This window comes from Pseudomonas sp. B12(2026), assembly GCF_057767015.1.
The window spans coordinates 1,391,909-1,412,683 of sequence record NZ_CM173430.1 but is presented as its reverse complement, the minus strand read 5'-3'; the positions used below and the strand labels follow the sequence as shown (position 1 = coordinate 1,412,683).

The following is a 20,775-nucleotide window of genomic DNA, read 5'->3' as shown; positions in this document are numbered from 1 at the left end:
AATCGGCAGCAACTCGTCAAACAGGAACGGACGACATGACTGCCAATCGCCAGGGCCCGATCATCCACGGCGCCGTCCAGGATCAGGAACACAGCGTCGCCGGCGGCGGCTGCGGCTGCGACCAGGGCGCACCGCTGCTCGCGCCGGCCCACGGGCATGCCGAGGCTCATGGCCACGACCACGGCGCGGATCGCAGCGCGCTGGCCCGTGACGCCGCGACGGCGGCGAGCGGCGCCGCCAGTGGTGAACTGCGCTGGACCAGCCTGCGCATCGAAGCCATGGACTGCCCCACCGAGGAGCGCCTGCTGCGCGATGCCCTCGGCCGCGTGCCGTCGGTGGAGGACCTCGACTTCAACCTGATGCAGCGCCTGCTGCGCGTGCAGCACCGTTTCGACAGCATCGAGCCGCTGCAGAAACTGGTGGCCTCGCTGGGCATGCAGGCCGAAGCGCTCGACGACAACGCCCCCGCCGCCGCGCCGGCCGCCAGGCACAAGCCCTGGTGGCCGCTGGCGCTGGCCGGCGTGGCGGCGGTGGCCGCGGAGCTCTGCGAGTGGTTCGCCGTCGGCCCGCAGTGGCTGGTGGCGGCGCTGGCGGTGGCGGCGATCCTCGGCGCCGGCCTGCCGACCTACCGCAAGGGCTGGATCGCCCTGAAGAACCGCAACCTGAACATTAACGCGCTGATGAGCATCGCGGTGACCGGCGCCATGCTGATCGGCCAGTGGCCGGAAGCGGCGATGGTCGCCGTGCTGTTCGCCATCGCCGAACTGATCGAGGCGAAGTCCCTGGAGCGCGCGCGCAACGCCATCCGCGGCCTGCTGCAACTGGCGCCGGAACTGGCCACGGTGCAGGTCGACGGCCAGTGGAAGGAGCTTTCCGCCAAATCCGTCGCCCTCGGCGCCCGGGTGCGCGTGCGCCCCGGCGAACGCATCGCGCTGGACGGCGAGGTGATCGACGGCCGCTCCAGCGTCAACCAGGCGCCGATCACCGGCGAGAGCCTGCCGGTGGAGAAACAGGCCGGCGACCCGCTGTTCGCCGGCACCATCAACGGCGAGAGCGCGCTGGAATACCGCGTCACCCGCGTCGCCGACGACAGCACCCTGGCGCGGATCATCCACGCCGTGGAGCAAGCCCAGGGCTCGCGCGCGCCGACCCAGCGCTTCGTCGACCAGTTCGCGCGCATCTACACCCCGGTGGTGTTCCTCATCGCCATCGCCACCGCGCTGCTGCCGCCGCTGTTCTTCGGCGGCGCCTGGCTGGACTGGGTGTACCGCGCCCTGGTGCTGCTGGTGATCGCCTGCCCCTGCGCGCTGGTGATTTCCACCCCGGTGACCATCGTCAGCGGCCTCTCGGCGGCGGCGCGCCTGGGCATCCTGATCAAGGGCGGGGTGTTCCTCGAACTGGGCCGCTCGCTGGAATGGATCGCCCTGGACAAGACCGGCACCCTCACCGAGGGCCGCCCGCGCCAGACCGACTACGCGCCCCTGCGCGAACTGCCCGGCGCCGATGTGCGCGCCCTCGCCGCCAGCCTGGCGGCGCGCTCGGATCACCCGGTATCCCAGGCCGTGGCCCGCGCCGCGGAAGCGGACGGCCTCGCGCTGTACGGCGTCGGCGAGCTGACCGCCCTGCCCGGCCGTGGCGTGAAGGGCGAGATCGGCGGGCGCGTCTATCACCTGGGCAACCACCGTCTGGTGGAGGAACTGGCGCTGTGCTCGACGGCGCTGGAGGCCCGCCTCGACGCCCTCGAACAGCAGGGCAAGACGGTCATCGTGCTGCTCGACGCCGACGGGCCGCTGGCGCTCTTCGCGGTGGCCGACGCGGTGAAGCAGACCAGCCGCGAGGCGGTCGCGCAGCTACATGAGCTCGGCGTGAAGACCCTGATGCTCACCGGCGACAACCCGCACACCGCCGCCGCCATCGGCGCCCAGGTGGGCATCGATGCGGCGCAGGGCAACCTGCTGCCGGAAGACAAGCTCGACGAAGTGAAGCGGCGCCAGCAGGGCGGCAGCCGCGTCGGCATGGTCGGCGACGGCATCAACGACGCCCCCGCCCTGGCCCGCGCCGACATCGGCTTCGCCATGGGCGCGGCGGGCACCGACACCGCCATCGAGACCGCCGGCGTGGCGCTGATGGACGACGACCTGCGCAAGCTGCCGTCCTTCATCCGTCTGTCGCGCCAGACCCAGCGCGTGCTGATCCAGAACATCACGCTGGCGCTGGGCATCAAGGCGGTGTTCCTGGCCCTCACCCTGGCCGGCGAAGGCACCCTGTGGATGGCGGTGTTCGCCGACATGGGCGCCAGCCTGCTGGTGGTGTTCAACGGGCTGCGGCTGTTGCGTCACCGGGGCTGACTTCACGCCCGGCCCTCCAGGAGCCTGCCCGTAGGATGGCGTGGAGCGGAGCGATACCCATCGATTACCGTGCGTACAACGCCGATGGGTATCGCAAGCTCCACCCATCCTACGATCGAGGCTCCCGGTGACTGTGGGGGCGCCGCTCCTAAGCGCTCAGCCCAGCAGGCGCCGGTACAGCTCCGCCATCTCGGCGGAGAACGCCACCAGCACCAACTCCTCCAGCGAACTGCCCGACGGGCGCGGGCGGCGCAGCTCGTCGACGGCGATCCGCGCCGCCGCTTCGGCGGGGAAGCGGTAGATGCCGGTGCTGATGGCCGGGAAGGCGATGCTGGCCAGGTTCAGGTCCTCGGCCAGTTGCAGGCTGTTGCGGTAGCAGCGGGCGAGCAGTTCCGCCTCGCCGTGCCCGCCGCCGCGCCAGACCGGCCCGACGGTGTGGATGACGAAGCGCGCCGGCAGGCGGAAGCCGGCGGTGAGCTTCGCTTCGCCGGTGCCGCAGCCGCCCAGCGGACGGCACGCGGCGAGCAGTTCCGGGCCGGCGGCGCGGTGGATGGCGCCGTCGACGCCACCGCCGCCCAGCAGCGAGCCGTTGGCGGCGTTGACGATGGCATCGAGGTCGAGACGGGTGATGTCGCCCTGCCAGACGCGGATTCCGGGATGGCTCATGCGGCTTCCTCCCTCGTTCAGCGACGGCAGGCCCGCCGTCACTTGGTTTCTTGCGGGGTATCCTGGCCCATGCAGCGTACGGCGCGCTTGCGGCCGTCGACCAGCACGCCGGTCAGGCCCTTCTGGGTCATGTCGAACATCACCAGCACGCCGTCGATGCACTGCGCCTGCTGCTCGGCCGGGTCCAGAGAGAGCTTGGTGTCCTGGCCGGGGATGCTCTTGAGCATGGTGAACTGGGTCAGTTCCAGCGCGTCCTCGGGTTTGGCGAAGTGCAGGTAGCCGTAGTACCAGAGCGTGCCGACCGAGACGATGATGGTGGCGATGACGGTGAGGATGTAGGAAATCGGGTTGCTCTGGTTCATGGCTTGCCTTGGTTTTGGGAGTCCGCTGCGGCGGGCTCCGGCGTTGAGGAATTCGGGACTTCGGCCAGCCGGCGCAGGCCGGTGAAGTGCTGCGGATCGTCGAGGAAGCGCAGCATCACTTCGCGCCAGACCGGTTCGCCGAAGGTTTCCACGTGGTTGCCGCGGGTGAGCTGGAGGACCTTGGGCGGCGGCGCGGCCTTGTAGAGGCTCAGGCCGTTGTCCAGGGGCACGATGGTATCGTCGATGCTGTGAAAGAACAGCACCGGTGCGCCAGAAAGTCGCGGGATCGAGCGGATCGCGCTGTCGCCGTCGGGCACCACCCAGGACAGCGGCACCTGCAGCGGCCAGGTCAGCCAGGCATTGCCCAGGGTGTAGCGCGCCACGCCGCGGTAGCTGGCCGGCACGCCGTCGAGCACCACCGCGTGCAGCTGCTTCTGCCGCTGCGGATGCAGCCCCAGGTAATGCACCGCCAGGGCGCCGCCCAGGCTCTGGCCGAGCAGGATCAGCGGCTTGCCCTGCACGTCCGGCGCCTGGTCCAGCCAGGCGAAGGCGGCGTCGATGTCCTGGTAGATCGCCGGCAGGCTCGGCGTGCCCTCGGAGCGGCCGTAGCCGCGGTAGTCGACCATCAGCACCTGGTAGCCCTGCTCCGGCAGCCACCAGGTACCGCCCAGGTGCCAGGCCATGTTGCCGCCGTTGCCGTGCAGCTGCAGCACGGTGCCCTTCACCGGCACCCCGGCCTTGGCCGGCAGCCACCAGGCGGCGAGCTTCACGCCGTCGGCGGTGGTCAGCGTGATGTCGCGGTAGTCCAGCCTGGCGCGGGTGGGCGTGATGGTGACGTCGGCGCTGGGGTAGAACAGCAGCGAACTGCACCCGGCGAGCAGGGCCAGGCAGGCGGCGAGGACGAGGCGCACGGCGTTCATTCGCGGTCGGTCCTCACCTCTTCGCGGGCGCGAAAGGTGGCGTTGTAGATGCGCTCGGCCAGGCGCGAGAACGGCAGGCTCTGCAGCCAGACGGTGCCGGTGCCTTCGAGGGTGGTCAGGAGCATGCCCTCGCCGCCGAACAGCATGCTGCGCAGGCCGCCGGCCAGTTGCACGTCGTAGTCGATGCCATCGGTGAAGGCCACCAGGCAGCCGGTGTCCACCCGCAGCGTCTCGTCCTTCAGCTCGCGGCGGATCACCGTGCCGCCCGCGTGGACGAACACCAGCCCGTCGCCCTCCAGTTTCTGCAGGATGAAGCCTTCGCCGCCGAAGAAGCCGGCGCCCAGGCGCTTGGCGAAGGCGATGCCGACCCGCGTGCCGTAGGCCGCGCAGAGGAAGGAGTCCTTCTGGCAGATCAGCCTGCCGCCGACCTCGCCGAGACGCACCGGCACCACGTTGCCCGGATAGGGCGCAGCGAAGGCGACCTGCTGCTTGCCCTGGCCCTCGTTGGTGAAGTGGGTCATGAACACCGATTCGCCGCTGAACTTGCGCTTGCCGGCGCTCCACAGCTTGCCCAGCAGGCTGCTGTCCGAGCCGTCGCCCATGCGCGCGGTGAAGTGGATGCCGCCGGTCATGTAGTTCAGCGCGCCGGCTTCGGCGATCACCGTCTCGCCGGGGTCCAGCCCGATCTCCACGGTCTGCATGGATTCGCCGAGGATGCGGTAGTCGAGGTCATGGCTGGGCATTGCGGGCACTCCTGGCCGCCCGTGGGAGTCCTTGCGGGCGGCGCCGGTCAGAGGATGTTGGCGTAGTCCGCCTCGATGCGGTCGAGGCTGAGGTGGTTGAGGAAGTTGGAGAAGCACATCCACGCCGACAGCGCGTTGAGGTCGCGGAACTGCGGCGGCAGGTACTTGGGCGGCACCACCAGGCCCTCGTCCACCAGTTGGCGCAGGGTGCGCATGTCTTCCAGGGTGGCCTTGCCGCAGAACAGCAGCGGGATCTGCTCCAGCTTGCCCTTGCGCACGGCGAGCTGGATGTAGTTGTAGATCAGGATGAAGCCCTTGAGGTAGGACAGGTCCTTGGTGAACGGCAGGCCGGAAGGCGTAGAGCCGCGGAACACCCGGCTGGCGTTCTGGTAGCTGCTCTCCACGCTGTAGCTCTGCTCGCGGTAGAAGTGGAACACCTCGAGGAAATCCGCGCCCTCCTCGGCCATGTGGATGGCGCGGGTGCGGTTGGTGAGCTTGCGCAGGCGCGTCGGGTAGGAGGCGAAGGCGATCACTTCCATCAGGATCGCCAGGCCCTCCTGGGTCACGGTGGAGGACGGCGGGCCCTTGGCGAGGAAGGTGCAGATCGGCTGGTTGAGGCCGTTGAGGGTGGTGCCGACGTGCACCAGGCCCTCGTGGACCTCCAGCGCGCGCACGTCGCGCTCGTTGAACAGCGCGTCGGCGCGCACCTTGATGTAGTCGGCGCCGGCCGCGGCGTCGGCGACGATACCGTCGGACTCGAAGACGCGGATGGTGTCCTGCTTGTCGTCGAACACCTTGTTCAGGCGCTCCTGCAGCATCGCCACCGCCTGCGCGGCGGTGAGCGTCTTGGGCTCGTCCTTGAGGTCGCCACGGTCGGCGATGTTGTTCAGGTAGTCCGAGAGCATCAGGCCGAGGTCGGCCAGGGTCGGGTCGCCGGCGTGGAAGGCGTCGGAAGCCGAGCCGTAGAGCTCCTGGGAGATCAGCCCGAAGTCCTGGGTGCCGCGCGCTTCGAGCATGCGGATGACCATGCGGTATTCCTTGCACATGCGCCGCATGATCTGCCCGACCGGGTTGAACTGCCCCAGGTGGCGGGTGATGTCGCGCTCGATGTTCTGGAATTCCTGCTTCTTGGCGCTGGCGTCGAAGGCCAGCGGGCGCCCGTCGTAATAGGCGCGGTCGACCTTGGGCGCGTGCTTGCCGCGGCCCTTGAGGAAGTCGTCGCGGATGCCGTCGTCCCACTTGACGGCGTCGAGCACGCGGATCGGCGTCTGCGCCTCGACGATGCGGTCGGACAGGCCGCGGATGATCTGCTGGTATTCGGTGGGCGAGGTCTGCTTGCGCCGCGGCGTCATTGCCGTTCTCCCGGGGTCACGCGCGAATAGCGCAGGGCTTCGACGAACACGTCCGAATTGGCCGGGTCGTTCAGGTAGGCGATCACCTCGGGCAGCGGGCTGGTCACCAGGGCGCCGGCGCCCTGCTCGGTGTCCACCTTCTGCCCCTTCAGCGCGCCTTCGCCCATGTCCTGCAGGACGCGTTCGACATCCAGGTTATAGATCACCAGTTCGTCCTTGTCGGTGATCTCGAAGCCGGCCAGGGCGAAGTTGCCGCCCATGCTCTTCGGCAGCCCGGCGGACAGGTACCAGCGCTTGCCGTGGCGGGCCACGGTGAAACCGAAGTCCTCGACGCTGTCGGTGTTGTCCTTGCTGTCGAGGTAGCTGATCGCGCGGTAGAGGTTGGAGCCGGAACGGGTGACTTCGAGGAACTGTTCCTCGCCGTACTCGTTCACCCGCGACCACTGGCCCAGCAGATGGGCCGGCGCCGCTTCGTTGGCCGGAATCGGGTCCTTGAACGTCACCAGGCAGCCACTGAGCAGGCCGATGCTCAACAGCAGCAGTGCACGCCAGACTTTCATCACGCCCTCCTTAGGTCCCGACGCCTCCCACATGCGATGGGAAAATCGATCGGGAGTTCCGACACGAAAACCCCGCCGGCCGGCGGGGTTGCAATGCTGCTGTGGTTACAGGCCCATCACCAGGTCGAGGTAGCGGCTGAGGATGGCACGCATCTCATCGACCCGCAGGTGGTCGGCCCCGTCCAGCAGGCCCTGATACTCCATCTGCAGGATGATGGCCGTCAACACCTTGGCATCCTGTTCCGGCTGCCGGGAGCCGAGCACCTCGAAGAAATGCACGACGCCCCGGGAGAGAATGCGCCGGTGCCGCTGCGCCAGTTCCATCAGGCTCGGGTTGAGCAGCGCCTCCTGGCGGAACGCCTGCTCGGCCAGCAGGTGCTCGCGGCGCTCGGTCAGCTGCACGTAGACGTACTTGATCGCCAGCTCGACGATGTTGTCGGTCAGCGTGCGGCGCGCCTTCGCATCGTCCTGGCCGAGGCTCGCGGCCATCGCCTGCAGGTCGCCCTCGACGCTGGCCCAGAAGGCCGAGAGCGCCTCGGCGCTGCGTTCGACGAAGAGCGCGAAGGTGTCGGTGATGAGGTCCTGGATGTCCTTGAAGTAGTAAGTGGTGGCCGACAGCGGCACGTTGGCCTCGGCGGCCACCGCGCGGTGGCGCACGGCGCGCACGCCGTCGCGGACGATGATCCGCAGCGCGGCGTCGAGGATCGCCTGGCGGCGCTGCTCGCTGCCCTGGCGGCTGGCCTTGCGGCCCTGGTACTTGACACTTTCGGCGATGGCGCTGGCGACTTGCGCGGCGCTGTCTCGCGGGGACACTCGGGTCACTGGCATTACCTCCGGCGGCGCGGCCTGATGACGCATTGTTCGGGCTTTTCGATGGGGAATCAATCGCCGCGCGGCGCTGGCCCGGTCACGGGCAGCGCAGGCTCGCGGGGTAGCGCGGGCGGCGGAAAATCCGCCCTGGGTGTATGACGTGCTACACGGCGTCCGGGCCACGGCGCCGGCGTGAATTTCGTCGCGCAGGGCGCACGTCTCCGCACAACGGCTCAGCTCCACCCATCCTACGGAATGCGGCAGTTTCCCGGCGGGGTCGGCGTTAGGCGGGTTCGCGAGCAAGCTCGCTCCTACGAAAGGCGCGTCCCCGCACGTGCCGCTCGTGAAAACGAAAAAGGCCGCCCGAAGGCGTAATGCTGTTCACTTAAGCGGAGCGGCCTTGCGGTCTACCGGGTAGCGGGTCTTGGACATCTTCACCGTCCGGGGTCGTGAAGGCCTTGGGCGGTGATCCAGGAACAACCCGCCGATTCCCGCCCGCAACTCCGATAAGCGTCGTCCTGTCGCGGAAACCGGGTTGGCCGCCGCCATCACGATCAGTTGCACGGCGATGTAGTGAGCCACCGGCTTGAAGCGGATGTCGCCGGGAGCACGGCCAAAGGCCACTGCGGCCTGGCTCGCCTCGCGGCGAATGATGTTGTAGGCCAGCAACAGTCCCCAGACTTCCTGGTAGATCAGTTCGATTTTCTTACTGCGCAGGGTCACTGCGTTCTGTTGCAGGGAGCTCTTGATATCGCGGAAGCCCAGTTCGATCTCCCAGCGTTCCTGATACAGATTGGCAATGGCCTTGGCGCTGTAGATATCGGCTGGCAGCGAGGTCAGTACGGTTTTGACCTTGCCCTGTCTCTCGTAGCTGACTTCCCGCACCTCCCAGTAGCAGGGCAGATTCGGATTGCGCTTCCTCGCCTGGGCTGACACCCGCATCCGCAGCAGGCGGTCCCCTTTGCCGTAGCGATCGATCTCCTCGCTGACCAACGCCTTGCGGGCCGGAATCAACCAGTGACGGTTGTCGCCGCTGGCCAGGCCCAGCAACAGGTTGGCACTCCAGAATCCCTTGTCGAACAGCGTCACCGAATGGCTGGGAATCTGCTGCACAAACGCATCAGCCAGGCGCATTTCACTGCGCCGGTAGGGGCTCAGTTGGGCATCCAGAATCAGGTGCGAGCGCACGTTCATCAGGGCTACGAGGCGCAGCATGGGAAACGGCGTCTGGCGGTCGGTGGCGGTATTACCGGAGCCGAAATGCTCCCGTAGCTCGGGGGTATCCGGGGTGCGCAGGAGCGCACCGTCCACGGCCAAGACCTGCAGGCCCTGCCAGGTATCACCGTCATAGCGCTCGCGCCCCCAGTGGTGACCGGTCTGGCGAAACAGCCACTCCACCGGATCGGCCCCTAGCCGTTTGCGGGCCTCGGTGACCCCGCTGCGGGCCAGCAGGTCGTGAGAGGCCAGTCCCTGGGCGCAGATGTTCAGGCGCCGCGCCACCTCATGGACCGGCTCGTCGCGGAACAAGGCCATGCCGAGCACCAGCCAGAGCACCTGATCGCTGGGCAGGCGCCGCCGTCGGATGGTGGCCTGCGCGGAAAGACCCAGTGCCGACGCCACCCACTCGATCGGGATGTTCTGGATGAAGGTGCTGAGATCCGAGAAGTTGAACAACTCGCCCAGATCGAGCAATTGCTGTTGGAAAGACATAAAAAATCCGATGCCAGAGACCTGGCATCGGATTCTCGGGGAGCCCGGGCAACAGCTCAAATGCTTAAGTGAACAGCATTACGCCCGAAGGCGGCCTCTTTCACCGGTCCCGGCGCTTACGCCTGCGGGCGCATGTGCGGGAACAGGATCACGTCGCGGATCGACGGCGAGTTGGTCAGCAGCATCACCAGGCGGTCGATGCCGATGCCTTCGCCGGCGGTGGGCGGCATGCCGTATTCCAGCGCGTTGACGAAGTCGGCGTCGTAGTGCATCGCCTCGTCGTCACCGGCGTCCTTCTCCTTGACCTGCAGCATGAAGCGCTCGGCCTGGTCTTCGGCGTCGTTCAACTCGGAGTAGGCGTTGGCGATCTCGCGGCCACCGATGAACAGCTCGAAGCGGTCGGTGACGCTCGGGTCGTTGTCGTTGCGGCGGGCCAGCGGGGAGACCTCGAACGGGTACTGGGTGATGAAGTGCGGCTGCTCCAGCTTGTGCTCGACCAGCTCCTCGAAAATCATCACCTGCAGCTTGCCCAGGCCTTCGTGGCCGAGGACCTTGGCGCCGGCCTTCCTGGCGATCTCGCGGGCCTTCTCGACGTCGTTCAGGTCGGCCGCGGTGAGTTCCGGATTGTACTTGAGGATGGCGTCGAACACGGACAGGCGGGCGAACGGCTCGCCGAAGTGGAAGACCTTGTCGCCGTAGGGCACGTCGGTGCTGCCGAGCACGGCCTGGGCCAGCTCGCGGAACAGCTCCTCGGTCAGGTCCATGTTGTCTTCGTAGTCGGCGTAGGCCTGGTAGAACTCGAGCATGGTGAACTCGGGGTTGTGCCGGGTCGAGACGCCTTCGTTGCGGAAGTTGCGGTTGATCTCGAAGACCTTCTCGAAGCCACCGACCACCAGGCGCTTGAGGTACAGCTCCGGGGCGATGCGCAGGAACATGGCCATGTCCAGCGCGTTGTGGTGGGTTGCGAACGGCTTGGCCGCCGCGCCGCCGGGGATGGTCTGCAGCATCGGGGTTTCCACTTCGAGGAAACCGCGCTCGGCCAGGAAGCGGCGGATGTGGGCGATGACCTGGGAACGCACGCGGAAGGTGTTGCGGGTTTCCTCGTTGACGATCAGGTCGACGTAGCGCTGGCGGTAGCGCTGCTCGGTGTCGGTCAGGCCGTGGTGCTTGTCCGGCAGCGGGCGCAACGACTTGGTCAGCAGGCGCACGCTGGTCATCTCGACGTACAGGTCGCCCTTGCCGGAGCGGGCCAGGGTGCCTTCGGCGCCGATGATGTCGCCCAGGTCCCAGGTCTTGATGTCGGCCAGGGTCTCTTCCGGCAGGGTCTTGCGGTTGACGTAGACCTGCATGCGGTCGCTGCTGTCCTGCAGGACGATGAAGGAACCGCGGTTGAGCATGATGCGACCGGCGACCTTGACCGGGATGGCTGCGGCTTCCAGCTCTTCCTTGGTCTTGTCGGCGTACTGTTTCTGCAGGTCCGCGAAGTAGGCGTCGCGGCGGAAGTCGTTGGGGAAGGCGATGGCCTGGGCTTCGCGCACGGCGGCAAGCTTTTCCTTGCGCTGGGCGATCAGCTTGTTTTCTTCCTGTTGCAGTTCGTGTTGGTCGAGTAGTTGGTCGCTCATGGTCGTTCTATCTGCCTGGCGTCTGTGTCATTCAATGGGGATCGTGGGAGCGGGCTTGCCCGCGAAGCTCGCGGGCGGGTTCGCGAGCAAGCTCGCTCCTACAGGGGCTCCGCGTCAGAGCCCTTGTTTGAGGCTGGCCTCGAGGTACTCGTCCAGATCACCGTCGAGCACCTTGTCGCAGTCGCTGCGTTCCACGCCGGTGCGCAGGTCCTTGATGCGCGACTGGTCGAGCACGTAGGAGCGGATCTGGTGGCCCCAGCCGATATCGGACTTGGTGTCTTCCAGCGCCTGCGAGGCGGCATTGCGTTTCTGGATCTCCTGCTCGTACAACCTGGCCCGCAGCATCTTCATGGCGGTGTCCTTGTTGGCGTGCTGGGAGCGCTCGTTCTGGCACGCCACCACGGTGTTGGTCGGCAGGTGGGTGATACGCACCGCGGAGTCGGTGGTGTTCACGTGCTGACCGCCCGCGCCGGAGGAGCGGTAGGTGTCGATGCGCAGGTCGGCCGGGTTGATCTCGATCTCGATGTTGTCGTCGATTTCCGGCGAGGCGAACACCGCGGTGAACGAGGTGTGGCGACGGTTGCCGGAGTCGAACGGGCTCTTGCGCACCAGGCGGTGCACGCCGATCTCGGTGCGCAGCCAGCCGAAGGCGTATTCGCCCTTGATGTGCACGGTGGCGCCCTTGATGCCGGCGACTTCACCCTCGGACAGTTCGACGATCTCGGCGCTGAAGCCGTGCTTGTCGGCCCAGCGCAGGTACATGCGCAGCAGCATGTTGGCCCAGTCCTGGGCCTCGGTGCCGCCGGAGCCGGCCTGGATGTCCAGGTAGGCGTTGTTCGGGTCCATCTCGCCGCTGAACATGCGGCGGAACTCCAGCTTCTCGAGGATCTCGCGCAGGCGGCCGACTTCGCTGGCGACGTCGTTGACGGCGCTCTCGTCGTTCTCCTCGACCGCCATGTCCAGCAGGTCGCGCGAATCGGCCAGGCCGCCGGTGAGCTCGTCGAGGGTCTCGACGATCTGCGCCAGGGTGGCGCGCTCGCGGCCCAGGTTCTGGGCGTATTCGGGCTTGTTCCAGACCGCCGGGTCTTCCAGCTCGCGGTTTACTTCGATCAGACGATCATGTTTCAGATCGTAGTCAAAGATACCCCCGAATGGACTGGGTACGGTCGGAGAGGTCCTTGATGCTGTTGAGGATCGGTTGGATTTCCATGGCGGGCATCTCTCACGGGTAAAGGGCATCGAAAAGCCGGCAAGTATACCCTGACCGAGCGATTTTTCGTCAGCCGATTTCGCCTGGCGACGAAGCGTCGCCAGGCGCCGGCCGGGCCTCAGGCGCCCGCCGGATCGGCGATCGAGACCTGGTTGCGGCCGCCGTTCTTGGCGTTGTAGAGCGCCTGGTCGGCCAGCTCGATCAACTGCCGGCAAGGCTCGCCGACCTGCGGCGTCAGCGTCGCCACGCCGATGCTGACGGTCAGCGACGAGCCGGGCTGCGGCAGTTCGTGGGCTATCCCCAGGTCCTGCACCGAGCGCCGCAGTTTCTCCGCCAGCAGGCGCGCGCCGCCCGGCGAGGTGCCCGGCAGCACCAGGGCGAACTCCTCGCCGCCGTAGCGCGCCGGCAGGTCGGAGGGACGGCTGCAGCTGGCGCGGATCGCCGCCGCCACCTGGCGCAGCGCCTCGTCGCCCTGCACGTGGCCGAAGGTGTCGTTGTAGGACTTGAAGTGATCCACGTCGATCAACAGGATCGACAGCTGGCTCTGCTCGCGCTGGGCGCGGCGCCACTCCAGCTCCAGGTGCTCGTCGAGGTGGCGGCGATTGGACAGCCCGGTCAGGCCGTCGGAGTTCATCAGCCGCTGCAGCACCAGGTTGGTCTCCAGCAGCTGCTGCTGGCTTTCGCGCAGGGCGCGGTAGGCCTCGTCACGCTGCTGCAGCGCGAGGTAGGAGCGCGAGTGGTAGCGCACCCGCGCCACCAGCTCGATGGCGTCGGGCAGCTTGACCAGGTAGTCGTTGGCGCCGGCGGCGAACGCCGCGCTCTTCACCGTCGCATCCTCGCGGGTGGAGAGGACGATGATCGGGATGTCGCGGGTCGCCACGTGGGTCCGGTAGTCGCGCACCAGCGCCAGGCCGTCGGCGCCGGGCATCACCAGGTCCTGGATGATCACCGTCGGCTTGATCTGGATCGCCAGGGAGATCGCCTGCTGCGGGTCGGAGCAGAAATGGAAGTCGATGCTGGGGTCTTCCGCGAGGGCGCGGCGCACGGCTTCGCCGATCATCGGCTGGTCGTCGACCAACAGCACCATCACGGCGTATTCGCCTGGAATGCTCACGGGGTACTTACTCTGTGTCGGGTTCATGAAAGCTCCTGGCCGCAGACCTCGGCGAGACGCCGGGCGATGTCGCCCAGCGGGCGTATCTCCACGGCGGCGCCGATCGCCGCCGCGGCCTTGGGCATGCCGTAGACGGCACTGCTGCCCTGGTCCTGGGCCAGGGTCAGGAAGCCACGCTCGCGCATGCGCTTGAGTCCTTCGGCGCCGTCGCGGCCCATGCCGGTGAGCAGCACGCCGACGGCGTCGCCGCTCCAGTTCTCCGCCACGCTGTCGAAGAACACGTCGATGGACGGACGGTAGATATGGCTGCTCGGCTCGGCGGTGTAGGCCAGCTCGCCGCTCTTGAGCAGGCGGATATGGTGATTGGTGCCGGCCAGCAGCACGCAGCCGGGCTGCGGCGGCTCGCCCTGGCTGGCCAGGCGCACCGGGATGCGCGCCTGGGTCGAGAGCCACTCGGCCATGCCGGCGGCGAAGACTTCATCGACGTGCTGCACCACCACGATGGCCGCGGGGAAATTCGCCGGCAGCTTGCCGAACAGCTCGGCCAGCGCCGCCGGGCCGCCGGCCGAGGAGCCGATGGCGACCAGCCGGCGCGCGCCGCCGCCCTTGCGCAGCGGCGCCACCTCGGTGGCCGGGCGGCTGTCGCGCGGGGCGTTGAGCCAGGCCAGGTTCTGCAATTTGCGCAACAGCGGACGCGCGGCTTCGACCGGGTCGCCGCTGCCGATGGCCGGGGTGTTCACCGCATCCACCGCGCCATGCCCCATGGCGTCGAACACCCGGCTCAGGTTCTGCTCCAGGTCGGAGGTGACCACGATGATCGCGCAGGGGCTGCGGGCCATGATCCGGCGGGTCGCCTCGACGCCGTCCATCACCGGCATCAGCAGGTCCATCAGCACCACGTCGGGCTTCTGCGCGGCGCACATCTCGATGGCCTCCGCGCCGTTGCCGGCGACCCAGATCACCCGGTGCGCCGGCTCCAGGGCCAGCGCGCGGCGCATCGCCTCCACCGCCAGGGGCATGTCGTTGACTATCCCTATCCTCATCCCTGCGCCTCTCCGATCAAATCGGCCACCGCGTCCAGCAGAGCTTCGTCATGGAAACTGGCCTTGGCCAGATAATAGTCGGCGCCGGCGTCGAGGCCGCGCCGGCGGTCCTCTTCGCGGTCCTTGTAGGACACCACCAGCACCGGCAGCGATTGCAGGCGGTTGTCGCGGCGGATCAGGGTGACCAGCTCGATGCCGTCCATGCGCGGCATGTCGATGTCGGTGACGACCAGGTCGAACGGCTCCGAACGCAGCGCGTTCCAGCCGTCCATGCCGTCCACCGCCACCGCGACGTCGTAGCCCCGGCCCAGCAGCAGCTTGCGCTCCAGCTCGCGCACGGTGAGCGAGTCGTCCACCACCAGCACGCGCTTGCGCTGCGCGCCGCTCGGCCGGCCGCTGGAGTCGATGCGTTCCAGGCGGCCGGTGGCCAGCAGCTTCTCCACCGAGCGCAGCATGTCCTCGACGTCGAGGATCAGCACCGGCGTGCCGTCGTCCAGCAGGGCCCCGGCGGAAACGTCCTGCACCTTGCCCAGGCGCGGATCGAGCGGCAGCACCACCAGGGTCCGCTCGCCGATGAAGCGCTCCACCGCCACGCCATAGGCCGTGTCGCGCTCGCGGATCACCACCACGGCGATCTCCCCGTCGCCGGCGCCGCCCTCGGGGCGTTGCAGCAGCTGGCTGGCGGCGACCAGGCCGACGTGCCGGCCCTCGTGCCAGAACTGCTGGCGGCCTTCGAGCTGGACGATCTCGTCCGGCGCCAGGCGGCGCATGCGCTCGATGTGCGCCAGCGGGAAGGCGTAGGCCTCGCCGCCGATGGTGACCACCAGGCTGCGCACCACCGAGAGGGTCAGCGGCACCTCCAGGTGGAAGCGCGCGCCCTGCCCGCCCGCCTGCTCCATGCGGATGCCGCCGCGCAGCTGGCGCACCATGTGCTGCACGGCGTCCAGGCCGACGCCACGGCCGGAGACCTCGGTGACCTGCTCGCGCAGGCTGAAGCCGGGCAGGAACAGGAAGCTCAGCAGCTCGTCCTCGGTCAGCCGCGCCACCGTCTCCTCGGTGGACAGGCGGCGGCGCACGATGGCGCTGCGCAGGCAATCGAGATCGACCCCGGCGCCGTCGTCGCGCAGCTCCAGCAGCAGCATCCCGGCATGCTGGCGGACCAGCAGCTGGATGCCGCCCTCCTCCGGCTTGCCGGCCTGCCGGCGTGCCTCGGGCGACTCGATGCCGTGGTCGACGGCATTGCGCAGCAGGTGGGTGAGCGGCGCTTCGAGCTTTTCCAGCACCTCGCGGTCGACCTGGGTGGACGCGCCCTGCACTTCCAGGCGCACACTCTTGCCCAGCGCGCGGCCGAGGTCGCGGACCATCCGCGCCTGCCCGCCGAGCACGTCGGAGAAAGGCCGCATGCGGCAGGCCAGCGCGGTGTCGTAGAGCGACTGGGCGCGCTGGCCGGCCTTGAAGCTGAATTCGTCGAGCTCGGCGATCTGCTCGCCGAGCAACTGCTGGCACTCGCCGACCAGCCGCCGCGCGTCGGCCAGGTAGGCCTGGGCCTCGGGGTCGAGACTGGCACCGCCGGCGGCATCGCGGGCGCCGTCGAGCACGCGGCTGGCGCTGGCCTGCACGCGCTTCAGGCGTTGCAGCGCGTCAAGCAGCGGCTTCAGGCGCTGGGACTCCACCAGCGCCTTGCTGGAATAGTCAAGCAGTTGGTTGAGGCGCTCGGCGGTGACCCGCAGGACCCGCTCGCCGCCCTCGTCGGCGTCGCTGGAGCGCGGGCGCGGCGCCGGCTCGACGCTGGTTTCGGGCGGGGCCGGCGGCGCCGGCGGGGCCTGATCGCCGAGCAGCGCCTGCAGGCGCTCCACCAGCGCCGGGACCGCCTGCCGGGCCTGCTCGGCGCGCCCGGCCTGGGCATCGGCGATGTGCAGCAGGACGTCGGTGCCGGCCAGCAGCGCGTCGATGTGCTCCGGCGCCAGCAGCAGCCGGCCTTCCTGGGCGCCGACCAGGCAGTCCTCCATCACGTGGGCGACCTGCACGCCGGCGTCCAGCCCGACGATCCGCGCCGCGCCCTTGAGCGAATGGGCCGCGCGCATGCAGGCTTCCAGCTGGTCGGCCAGCGCCGGGTTGCGCTCCAGCGCCAGCAGGCCCTGGTTGAGCACCTGGGTCTGGGCCTCCGCCTCCAGGCGGAACAGCTCCAGCATCGAGGCGTCCTTCATCTGTTCCGGGGTCATGCGAGGCTCCGGGTGGCGGCGTCCAGCAACGCCTCGGGGTCGAGCAGGCGGACGCTGCGCCCACGCCACGGCAACACGCCGTGGGTGAAACGATCGCCGGCCGCCGGCGCCTGCCCGGAGGCGGCGACCACGGCGGCGCCGTCCAGCACATGGATGCCGTCCACCTCGTCCACCGGCGACAGCACCGGGCCGGCGACGGCTTCGAGGATCAGCATGCGCGGCACCACGCGCCGGCCGTCGCCGGCGCCGCTGCCGCGCGCCAGGCCGAGCAGCTCGCCCAGCGAGACACAGGCCACCAGCGTGCCGCGCACATTGGCCACGCCCAGCAGCGCCGGCGAGCGCTGGTGCGGCAGGGAATGCACCGCGCACTCGGAGGCGACTTCCGCCAGGGCGCGGGTCGGCAGCCCCAGCCACTCGTCGCCGAGGCGGAAGATCAGGTAGGCGCGGCCGTCCTCGGGCGCCTTCTGTTCGGCCACCGGCGCCAGCGCGGGGGATTCGTCGCCCAGCGCATAGCGGTCCAGCAGGCGGATCGCCGCCGCCGCATGGACCGGGCAGTTGCGGCAATGGATGTGCTCGGCGAGGCGCGGGCAGGACTTGTCGCCGCGCACGCCGATGCGGTTCCAGCAGTCGTCCACCGGCTCGGCGCGGGCGTCCAGTTGCAGTGCGTAATCGTGCTCAGGCATCGCGCTTCACTCCTCGCGCGGCGCGCTCCTGCAGGCGCCGGGCTCCCTCCGCATCGCCCCGGGCGGCGAGCAGCGCGGCCAGGTGCAGGAGGCTTTCCTGATGATCGGGTTGCAGGTACAGCGCCTTGCGGTAATAGCCCTGCGCCTGCGCTTCCTGGCCCTGGGCATCGCTGAGCAGCCCCAGCCAGTAGAAGGCCTCGGCGGAAGGGCCCTGCTCGGCGAGCAGCGCTTCGCAACGCTGGCGCGCCTCGGCGGTGCGGCCGGAATCGGCCATGCGGGCGATGTCCTCCAGGCTGGCGCCGGCGGGCGCGGGGCGCGGGGCTTGTGGTTTCAGGTGGAACGGACGGACCGGCGCGACGGCGGGTCTGGGCGGCATCCGCGCCGGCCGGGGCGCTGGCGCGGCGAACGCCGGGCGCGCCGCCGGCGCCTGGCCGCCCAGCGCGAAGGCGAACGACTGCGCCACGTCCAGCGCCCGCAAGCCCTGGCGCGACAGCAGGCTGGCCTCGGCGGGGCCGATGAACAGCACGCCGTCCTCGCGCGCCAGGCGGCGCAGCACGTCGACCACCCGCTCCTGGGTCGCGCGGTCGAAATAGATCAGCAGGTTGCGGCAGAACACATAGTCATAGGGCGCCTCGTCGGCCAGCAGCGCCGGCGCCAGCAGGTTGCCCTCGCGGAAGCGCACCTTCGCCCGCACCGTGCGGCTGATCTGCAGGTCGCCGTCCTCGCCGGTGAAATGCCGGTCGCGGAACCCCAGGTCCTCGCCACGGAAGGAGTTGCGCCCGTAACGGCCCTCCTCCGCGCGTTCCAGCACCGCGCGGCTGACATCCAGCGCGTCGACCTGGAAGGCCGCGGGCGCCAGCCCGGCATCGAGCAGCGCCATGACCATCGAATAGGGCTCCTCGCCCGACGAGCACGGCAGGCTGAGCAGGCGCAGCGGACGCGCCCCGGCCAGTTCCTGGGCGCGGCGGCCGGCCAGCTGGGCCAGCGCGGCGAACGACTGCGGGTAGCGGAAGAACCAGGTTTCCGGAACGATCACCGCCTCGATCAGCGCCTGCACCTCTTCGGCGGACGCCTGCAGGCGCTCCCAGTAGCGCTCGGCGTCGCCCCCGGCGACCTTGGCGCTGCGCTGGCGCACGGCGCGGCCGATCACCGCCTCGCCGACCGACTCGGCATCCAGGCCGATGCGCTGCTTGAGCAACTGGGCGATGCGCGGATCGTTCATGCCGCGCTCCCCGCGCCCTGCAGCAGGCGCTCGCGCACCTCGTCGGTCAGCAGCTGATCGACCCGCACGCGCTGCAGCAGCCCCTGCTCGTCCTCCAGCACCGGGCCGAGGTAGCGGGCGCTGCCGTTGTCCAGCTCATAGTCGCGGAACGCCGCCGGATCGCGGCGCAGGGTGTGGGTGGCCTGTTCGAGGATCAGCCCCAGGTTCTGCCCGGGCGCCTCGGCGCTCGTCCGGTAGCGCACCAGCACCAGGCGCGTGCTGGTGCGCCGCGGCGCGCTGCGGCCGCAGGCGAGCTGGCCGAGGTCGAGCACCGGCAGCAGCTCGCCACGATGGGCGTACAGCCCGGCGACCCAGGCCGGCGCCTCGGGCAGGCGCTTGAGCGCCGGCAGCGGCAGCACTTCGAGGACGTCGTGCACGTCCAGCGCGTAGCGGTCGGCGCCGAGGCGGAACTGCAGGTAGAGCCTGCCCGCCGACGCGGCCTCAGACCTTGAAGCGGGAGACGCCATTGCGCAGTCCGTTGGCCACCAGGTTCAGTTCATCGATGGCGAAGCTGGCCTGGCGCAGCGACTCCACGGTCTGCCCGGTGGCCTCGCCCAGCTGCGCCAGCGCCTGGTTGATCTGCTCGGCGCCGGTGGCCTGGGCCTGCATGCCTTCGTTGACCATCTGCACGCGCGGCGCCAGCGCCTGCACCTGCTGGATGATCTGCGAAAGCTGCTCGCCGACCTGGCCGACCTCGGAGATGCCGCGGCGCACTTCCTCGGAGAACTTGTCCATGCCCATCACCCCGGCGGACACGGCGGACTGGATCTCGCGCACCATCTGCTCGATGTCGTAGGTGGCCACGGCGGTCTGGTCGGCCAGGCGGCGCACCTCGGTGGCCACCACGGCGAAGCCGCGGCCGTACTCGCCGGCCTTCTCCGCCTCGATGGCGGCGTTGAGCGAGAGCAGGTTGGTCTGGTCGGCCACCTTGACGATGGTGGTGACCACCTGGTTGATGTTGCCGGCGCGCTCGTTGAGGATCGCCAGCTTCGCGTTGACCAGCTCGGCGGCGCCCATCACGTGGTGCATGGTCTCTTCCATGCGCGCCAGGCCCAGCTGGCCGGAGCCGGCCAGGGTGGAGGTCTGCTCGGCGGCCGAGGACACCTCGGTCATGGTGCGCACCAGGTCGCGCGACGTCGCGGCGATCTCCCGCGAGGTGGCGCCGATCTCGGTGGTGGTGGCGGCCGTCTCGGTGGCGGTGGCCTGCTGCTGCTTGGAGGTGGCGGCGATCTCGGTGACCGAGGTGGTGACCTGGATCGCCGTGCGCTGCGCCTGCGCCACCAGCGCCTTGAGCTCCTCGGCCATGCCGTTGAAGCCGGTTTCGATCACGCCGAACTCGTCGTTGCGCTCCAGCGCCAGGCGCGTGGTCAGGTCGCCGCCGCCCATCGCGCCCAGCCCGTGCACGACCTGGCGCACCGGCGAGGTGATGGCGCGCATCAGCAGGAGCCCGCAGACCCCCGCCACGACGATGGCCAGCAGCAGCGACGCCAGCATGATGAGCTTGGCCCGCTGCACTTCGGTGACGATGTCGGCGGCCGCCGTATCGGCGATCTGCTTGTTCAGGTCGATCAGCTCGTTGAGCGTCTTGCGTCCGGCGTCCCAGGCCGGGTCCAGGCCCTCCAGCAGCAGCTTACGCGCCGCTTCACGGTCCTTGCCGTACTGCTCCAGCACCTGCGCCAGCTGCGCGTCGTAGGCCTTCGCCTCCTGCTTGAAGCGCTCCAGCAGCTGGCGGTCGCGATCCTCATGGACAGTCGCCTCGTACCTGGCGATGCGTTCCTGCAGCGCCTCATGGCTGGCGTGGAGGCTCTGGCGGTCCGCCACATCGAGCGGCTTGTCGTCGTTCAAGCCGACCAGCATCTGCAGCATCAGGAAGCTGTCGGTCCAGGCCGAGCGCATGGTGGTCAGGGCGTAGGTGCCCGGCATGGCGTCGAGGCTGACCCGCTCCGTGCTGTCTTCCACGTCCAGCAGGCGGATGTAGGAAATCACCACCATCAGCAGCATGATCGCGATGACCACGGCAAAGCTGGCCAGGATGCGTTGGCGTAAAGTCCAGTTCTTCACAGGATTCCCCAGAGATGATCGAGACGTGCCGAGGAACAGGCATTCGGGAAAGCTTAGGCCCGCGAATGAAAATTCCTACAAGGTCATC

Annotated in this window: 18 protein-coding genes; 1 reads left to right on the top strand and 17 read right to left on the bottom strand. The window is 69.0% G+C overall.

Translation table 11 applies throughout. The annotated features are described in order from the left end of the window. Positions 1–35: 35 nt before the first annotated feature. Complete coding sequence (locus AC3B6A_RS06630) at positions 36–2,348, top strand: heavy metal translocating P-type ATPase (protein ID WP_488401499.1); 2,313 nt, start codon at positions 36–38, stop codon at positions 2,346–2,348. A gap of 156 nt (positions 2,349–2,504) precedes the next feature. On the opposite strand, the gene AC3B6A_RS06625 is transcribed toward AC3B6A_RS06630, so the two are convergent. The 17 genes from AC3B6A_RS06625 to AC3B6A_RS06545 all read right to left on the bottom strand — a co-directional run bounded on the left by AC3B6A_RS06625 (position 2,505) and on the right by AC3B6A_RS06545 (position 20,687). Beyond that, entirely contained in the window at positions 2,505–3,014 is a 510-nt protein-coding gene (locus tag AC3B6A_RS06625; protein ID WP_488401498.1) for an O-acetyl-ADP-ribose deacetylase, read from the bottom strand. A gap of 38 nt (positions 3,015–3,052) precedes the next feature. Further along, complete coding sequence (locus tag AC3B6A_RS06620; protein WP_488401497.1) at positions 3,053–3,376, bottom strand: PA3694 family proteiin; 324 nt, start codon at positions 3,374–3,376, stop codon at positions 3,053–3,055. Continuing rightward, complete coding sequence (locus AC3B6A_RS06615) at positions 3,373–4,296, bottom strand: alpha/beta hydrolase (protein ID WP_488401496.1); 924 nt, start codon at positions 4,294–4,296, stop codon at positions 3,373–3,375. The genes AC3B6A_RS06620 and AC3B6A_RS06615 overlap by 4 nt, the downstream gene beginning before the upstream one ends. Beyond that, positions 4,293–5,039 carry a TIGR00266 family protein gene (locus AC3B6A_RS06610; RefSeq protein ID WP_488401495.1) on the bottom strand — a complete coding sequence of 249 codons (747 nt, stop codon included), beginning with the start codon at positions 5,037–5,039 and terminating at the stop codon, positions 4,293–4,295. Before AC3B6A_RS06610 ends, AC3B6A_RS06615 begins: the two co-directional genes overlap by 4 nt. Before the next feature lie 47 nt (positions 5,040–5,086). After that, positions 5,087–6,391, bottom strand: coding sequence for a flavohemoglobin expression-modulating QEGLA motif protein (locus AC3B6A_RS06605; protein ID WP_488401494.1), 1,305 nt, complete (start codon positions 6,389–6,391; stop codon positions 5,087–5,089). Further along, on the bottom strand, positions 6,388–6,951 hold the full coding sequence (locus AC3B6A_RS06600) for a hypothetical protein (RefSeq protein WP_488401493.1): 564 nt from the start codon (positions 6,949–6,951) through the stop codon (positions 6,388–6,390). The genes AC3B6A_RS06605 and AC3B6A_RS06600 overlap by 4 nt, the downstream gene beginning before the upstream one ends. Before the next feature lie 105 nt (positions 6,952–7,056). Further along, positions 7,057–7,773 carry a TetR/AcrR family transcriptional regulator gene (locus AC3B6A_RS06595; RefSeq protein WP_488401492.1) on the bottom strand — a complete coding sequence of 239 codons (717 nt, stop codon included), beginning with the start codon at positions 7,771–7,773 and terminating at the stop codon, positions 7,057–7,059. A gap of 369 nt (positions 7,774–8,142) precedes the next feature. Further along, positions 8,143–9,471 (bottom strand): IS4 family transposase, encoded by a 1,329-nt coding sequence (locus tag AC3B6A_RS06590; protein WP_488401491.1) that lies wholly within the window; start codon positions 9,469–9,471, stop codon positions 8,143–8,145. A gap of 116 nt (positions 9,472–9,587) precedes the next feature. Then, positions 9,588–11,093, bottom strand: coding sequence for a lysine--tRNA ligase (lysS, locus tag AC3B6A_RS06585; RefSeq protein ID WP_488401490.1), 1,506 nt, complete (start codon positions 11,091–11,093; stop codon positions 9,588–9,590). A 114-nt stretch (positions 11,094–11,207) separates the two neighbouring features. Beyond that, positions 11,208–12,303 (bottom strand): peptide chain release factor 2 gene (gene prfB, locus AC3B6A_RS06580; protein ID WP_488401489.1). Its coding sequence is split into 2 segments (ribosomal slippage): positions 11,208–12,230 and positions 12,232–12,303, totalling 1,095 coding nucleotides; the frame shifts between segments, so codons are not numbered across the junction. Positions 12,304–12,421: 118 nt separating this feature from the next. Further along, positions 12,422–13,444 carry a diguanylate cyclase domain-containing protein gene (locus AC3B6A_RS06575; RefSeq protein ID WP_488401488.1) on the bottom strand — a complete coding sequence of 341 codons (1,023 nt, stop codon included), beginning with the start codon at positions 13,442–13,444 and terminating at the stop codon, positions 12,422–12,424. Then, on the bottom strand, positions 13,441–14,460 hold the full coding sequence (locus tag AC3B6A_RS06570; protein ID WP_488401487.1) for a chemotaxis response regulator protein-glutamate methylesterase: 1,020 nt from the start codon (positions 14,458–14,460) through the stop codon (positions 13,441–13,443). Before AC3B6A_RS06570 ends, AC3B6A_RS06575 begins: the two co-directional genes overlap by 4 nt. Beyond that, positions 14,457–16,682: a hybrid sensor histidine kinase/response regulator gene (locus AC3B6A_RS06565; protein ID WP_488401486.1), complete on the bottom strand. Its 2,226-nt coding sequence runs from the start codon at positions 16,680–16,682 to the stop codon at positions 14,457–14,459. The genes AC3B6A_RS06570 and AC3B6A_RS06565 overlap by 4 nt, the downstream gene beginning before the upstream one ends. Continuing rightward, the gene (locus tag AC3B6A_RS06560; RefSeq protein ID WP_488401485.1) at positions 16,679–17,365 is read right to left on the bottom strand and encodes a chemotaxis protein CheW; all 687 of its coding nucleotides are present in this window, start codon (positions 17,363–17,365) and stop codon (positions 16,679–16,681) included. Before AC3B6A_RS06560 ends, AC3B6A_RS06565 begins: the two co-directional genes overlap by 4 nt. After that, on the bottom strand, positions 17,358–18,587 hold the full coding sequence (locus AC3B6A_RS06555) for a CheR family methyltransferase (protein ID WP_488401484.1): 1,230 nt from the start codon (positions 18,585–18,587) through the stop codon (positions 17,358–17,360). Before AC3B6A_RS06555 ends, AC3B6A_RS06560 begins: the two co-directional genes overlap by 8 nt. Next, positions 18,584–19,093 (bottom strand): chemotaxis protein CheW, encoded by a 510-nt coding sequence (locus tag AC3B6A_RS06550; RefSeq protein WP_488401483.1) that lies wholly within the window; start codon positions 19,091–19,093, stop codon positions 18,584–18,586. Before AC3B6A_RS06550 ends, AC3B6A_RS06555 begins: the two co-directional genes overlap by 4 nt. Further along, positions 19,068–20,687, bottom strand: coding sequence for a methyl-accepting chemotaxis protein (locus tag AC3B6A_RS06545; protein WP_488401482.1), 1,620 nt, complete (start codon positions 20,685–20,687; stop codon positions 19,068–19,070). The genes AC3B6A_RS06550 and AC3B6A_RS06545 overlap by 26 nt, the downstream gene beginning before the upstream one ends. Positions 20,688–20,775: the final 88 nt, after the last annotated feature.

What these genes read in the sequence shown, in the direction of transcription:
- AC3B6A_RS06630 (WP_488401499.1), top strand. Translation starts at nt 36, where the DNA reads ATGACTGCCAATCGCCAGGGCCCGATCATCCACGGCGCCGTCCAGGAT.
- AC3B6A_RS06625 (WP_488401498.1), bottom strand. Translation starts at nt 3,014, where the DNA reads ATGAGCCATCCCGGAATCCGCGTCTGGCAGGGCGACATCACCCGTCTC.
- AC3B6A_RS06620 (WP_488401497.1), bottom strand. Translation starts at nt 3,376, where the DNA reads ATGAACCAGAGCAACCCGATTTCCTACATCCTCACCGTCATCGCCACC.
- AC3B6A_RS06615 (WP_488401496.1), bottom strand. Translation starts at nt 4,296, where the DNA reads ATGAACGCCGTGCGCCTCGTCCTCGCCGCCTGCCTGGCCCTGCTCGCC.
- AC3B6A_RS06610 (WP_488401495.1), bottom strand. Translation starts at nt 5,039, where the DNA reads ATGCCCAGCCATGACCTCGACTACCGCATCCTCGGCGAATCCATGCAG.
- AC3B6A_RS06605 (WP_488401494.1), bottom strand. Translation starts at nt 6,391, where the DNA reads ATGACGCCGCGGCGCAAGCAGACCTCGCCCACCGAATACCAGCAGATC.
- AC3B6A_RS06600 (WP_488401493.1), bottom strand. Translation starts at nt 6,951, where the DNA reads ATGAAAGTCTGGCGTGCACTGCTGCTGTTGAGCATCGGCCTGCTCAGT.
- AC3B6A_RS06590 (WP_488401491.1), bottom strand. Translation starts at nt 9,471, where the DNA reads ATGTCTTTCCAACAGCAATTGCTCGATCTGGGCGAGTTGTTCAACTTC.
- lysS (WP_488401490.1), bottom strand. Translation starts at nt 11,093, where the DNA reads ATGAGCGACCAACTACTCGACCAACACGAACTGCAACAGGAAGAAAAC.
- AC3B6A_RS06575 (WP_488401488.1), bottom strand. Translation starts at nt 13,444, where the DNA reads ATGAACCCGACACAGAGTAAGTACCCCGTGAGCATTCCAGGCGAATAC.
- AC3B6A_RS06570 (WP_488401487.1), bottom strand. Translation starts at nt 14,460, where the DNA reads ATGAGGATAGGGATAGTCAACGACATGCCCCTGGCGGTGGAGGCGATG.
- AC3B6A_RS06565 (WP_488401486.1), bottom strand. Translation starts at nt 16,682, where the DNA reads ATGACCCCGGAACAGATGAAGGACGCCTCGATGCTGGAGCTGTTCCGC.
- AC3B6A_RS06560 (WP_488401485.1), bottom strand. Translation starts at nt 17,365, where the DNA reads ATGCCTGAGCACGATTACGCACTGCAACTGGACGCCCGCGCCGAGCCG.
- AC3B6A_RS06555 (WP_488401484.1), bottom strand. Translation starts at nt 18,587, where the DNA reads ATGAACGATCCGCGCATCGCCCAGTTGCTCAAGCAGCGCATCGGCCTG.
- AC3B6A_RS06550 (WP_488401483.1), bottom strand. Translation starts at nt 19,093, where the DNA reads ATGGCGTCTCCCGCTTCAAGGTCTGAGGCCGCGTCGGCGGGCAGGCTC.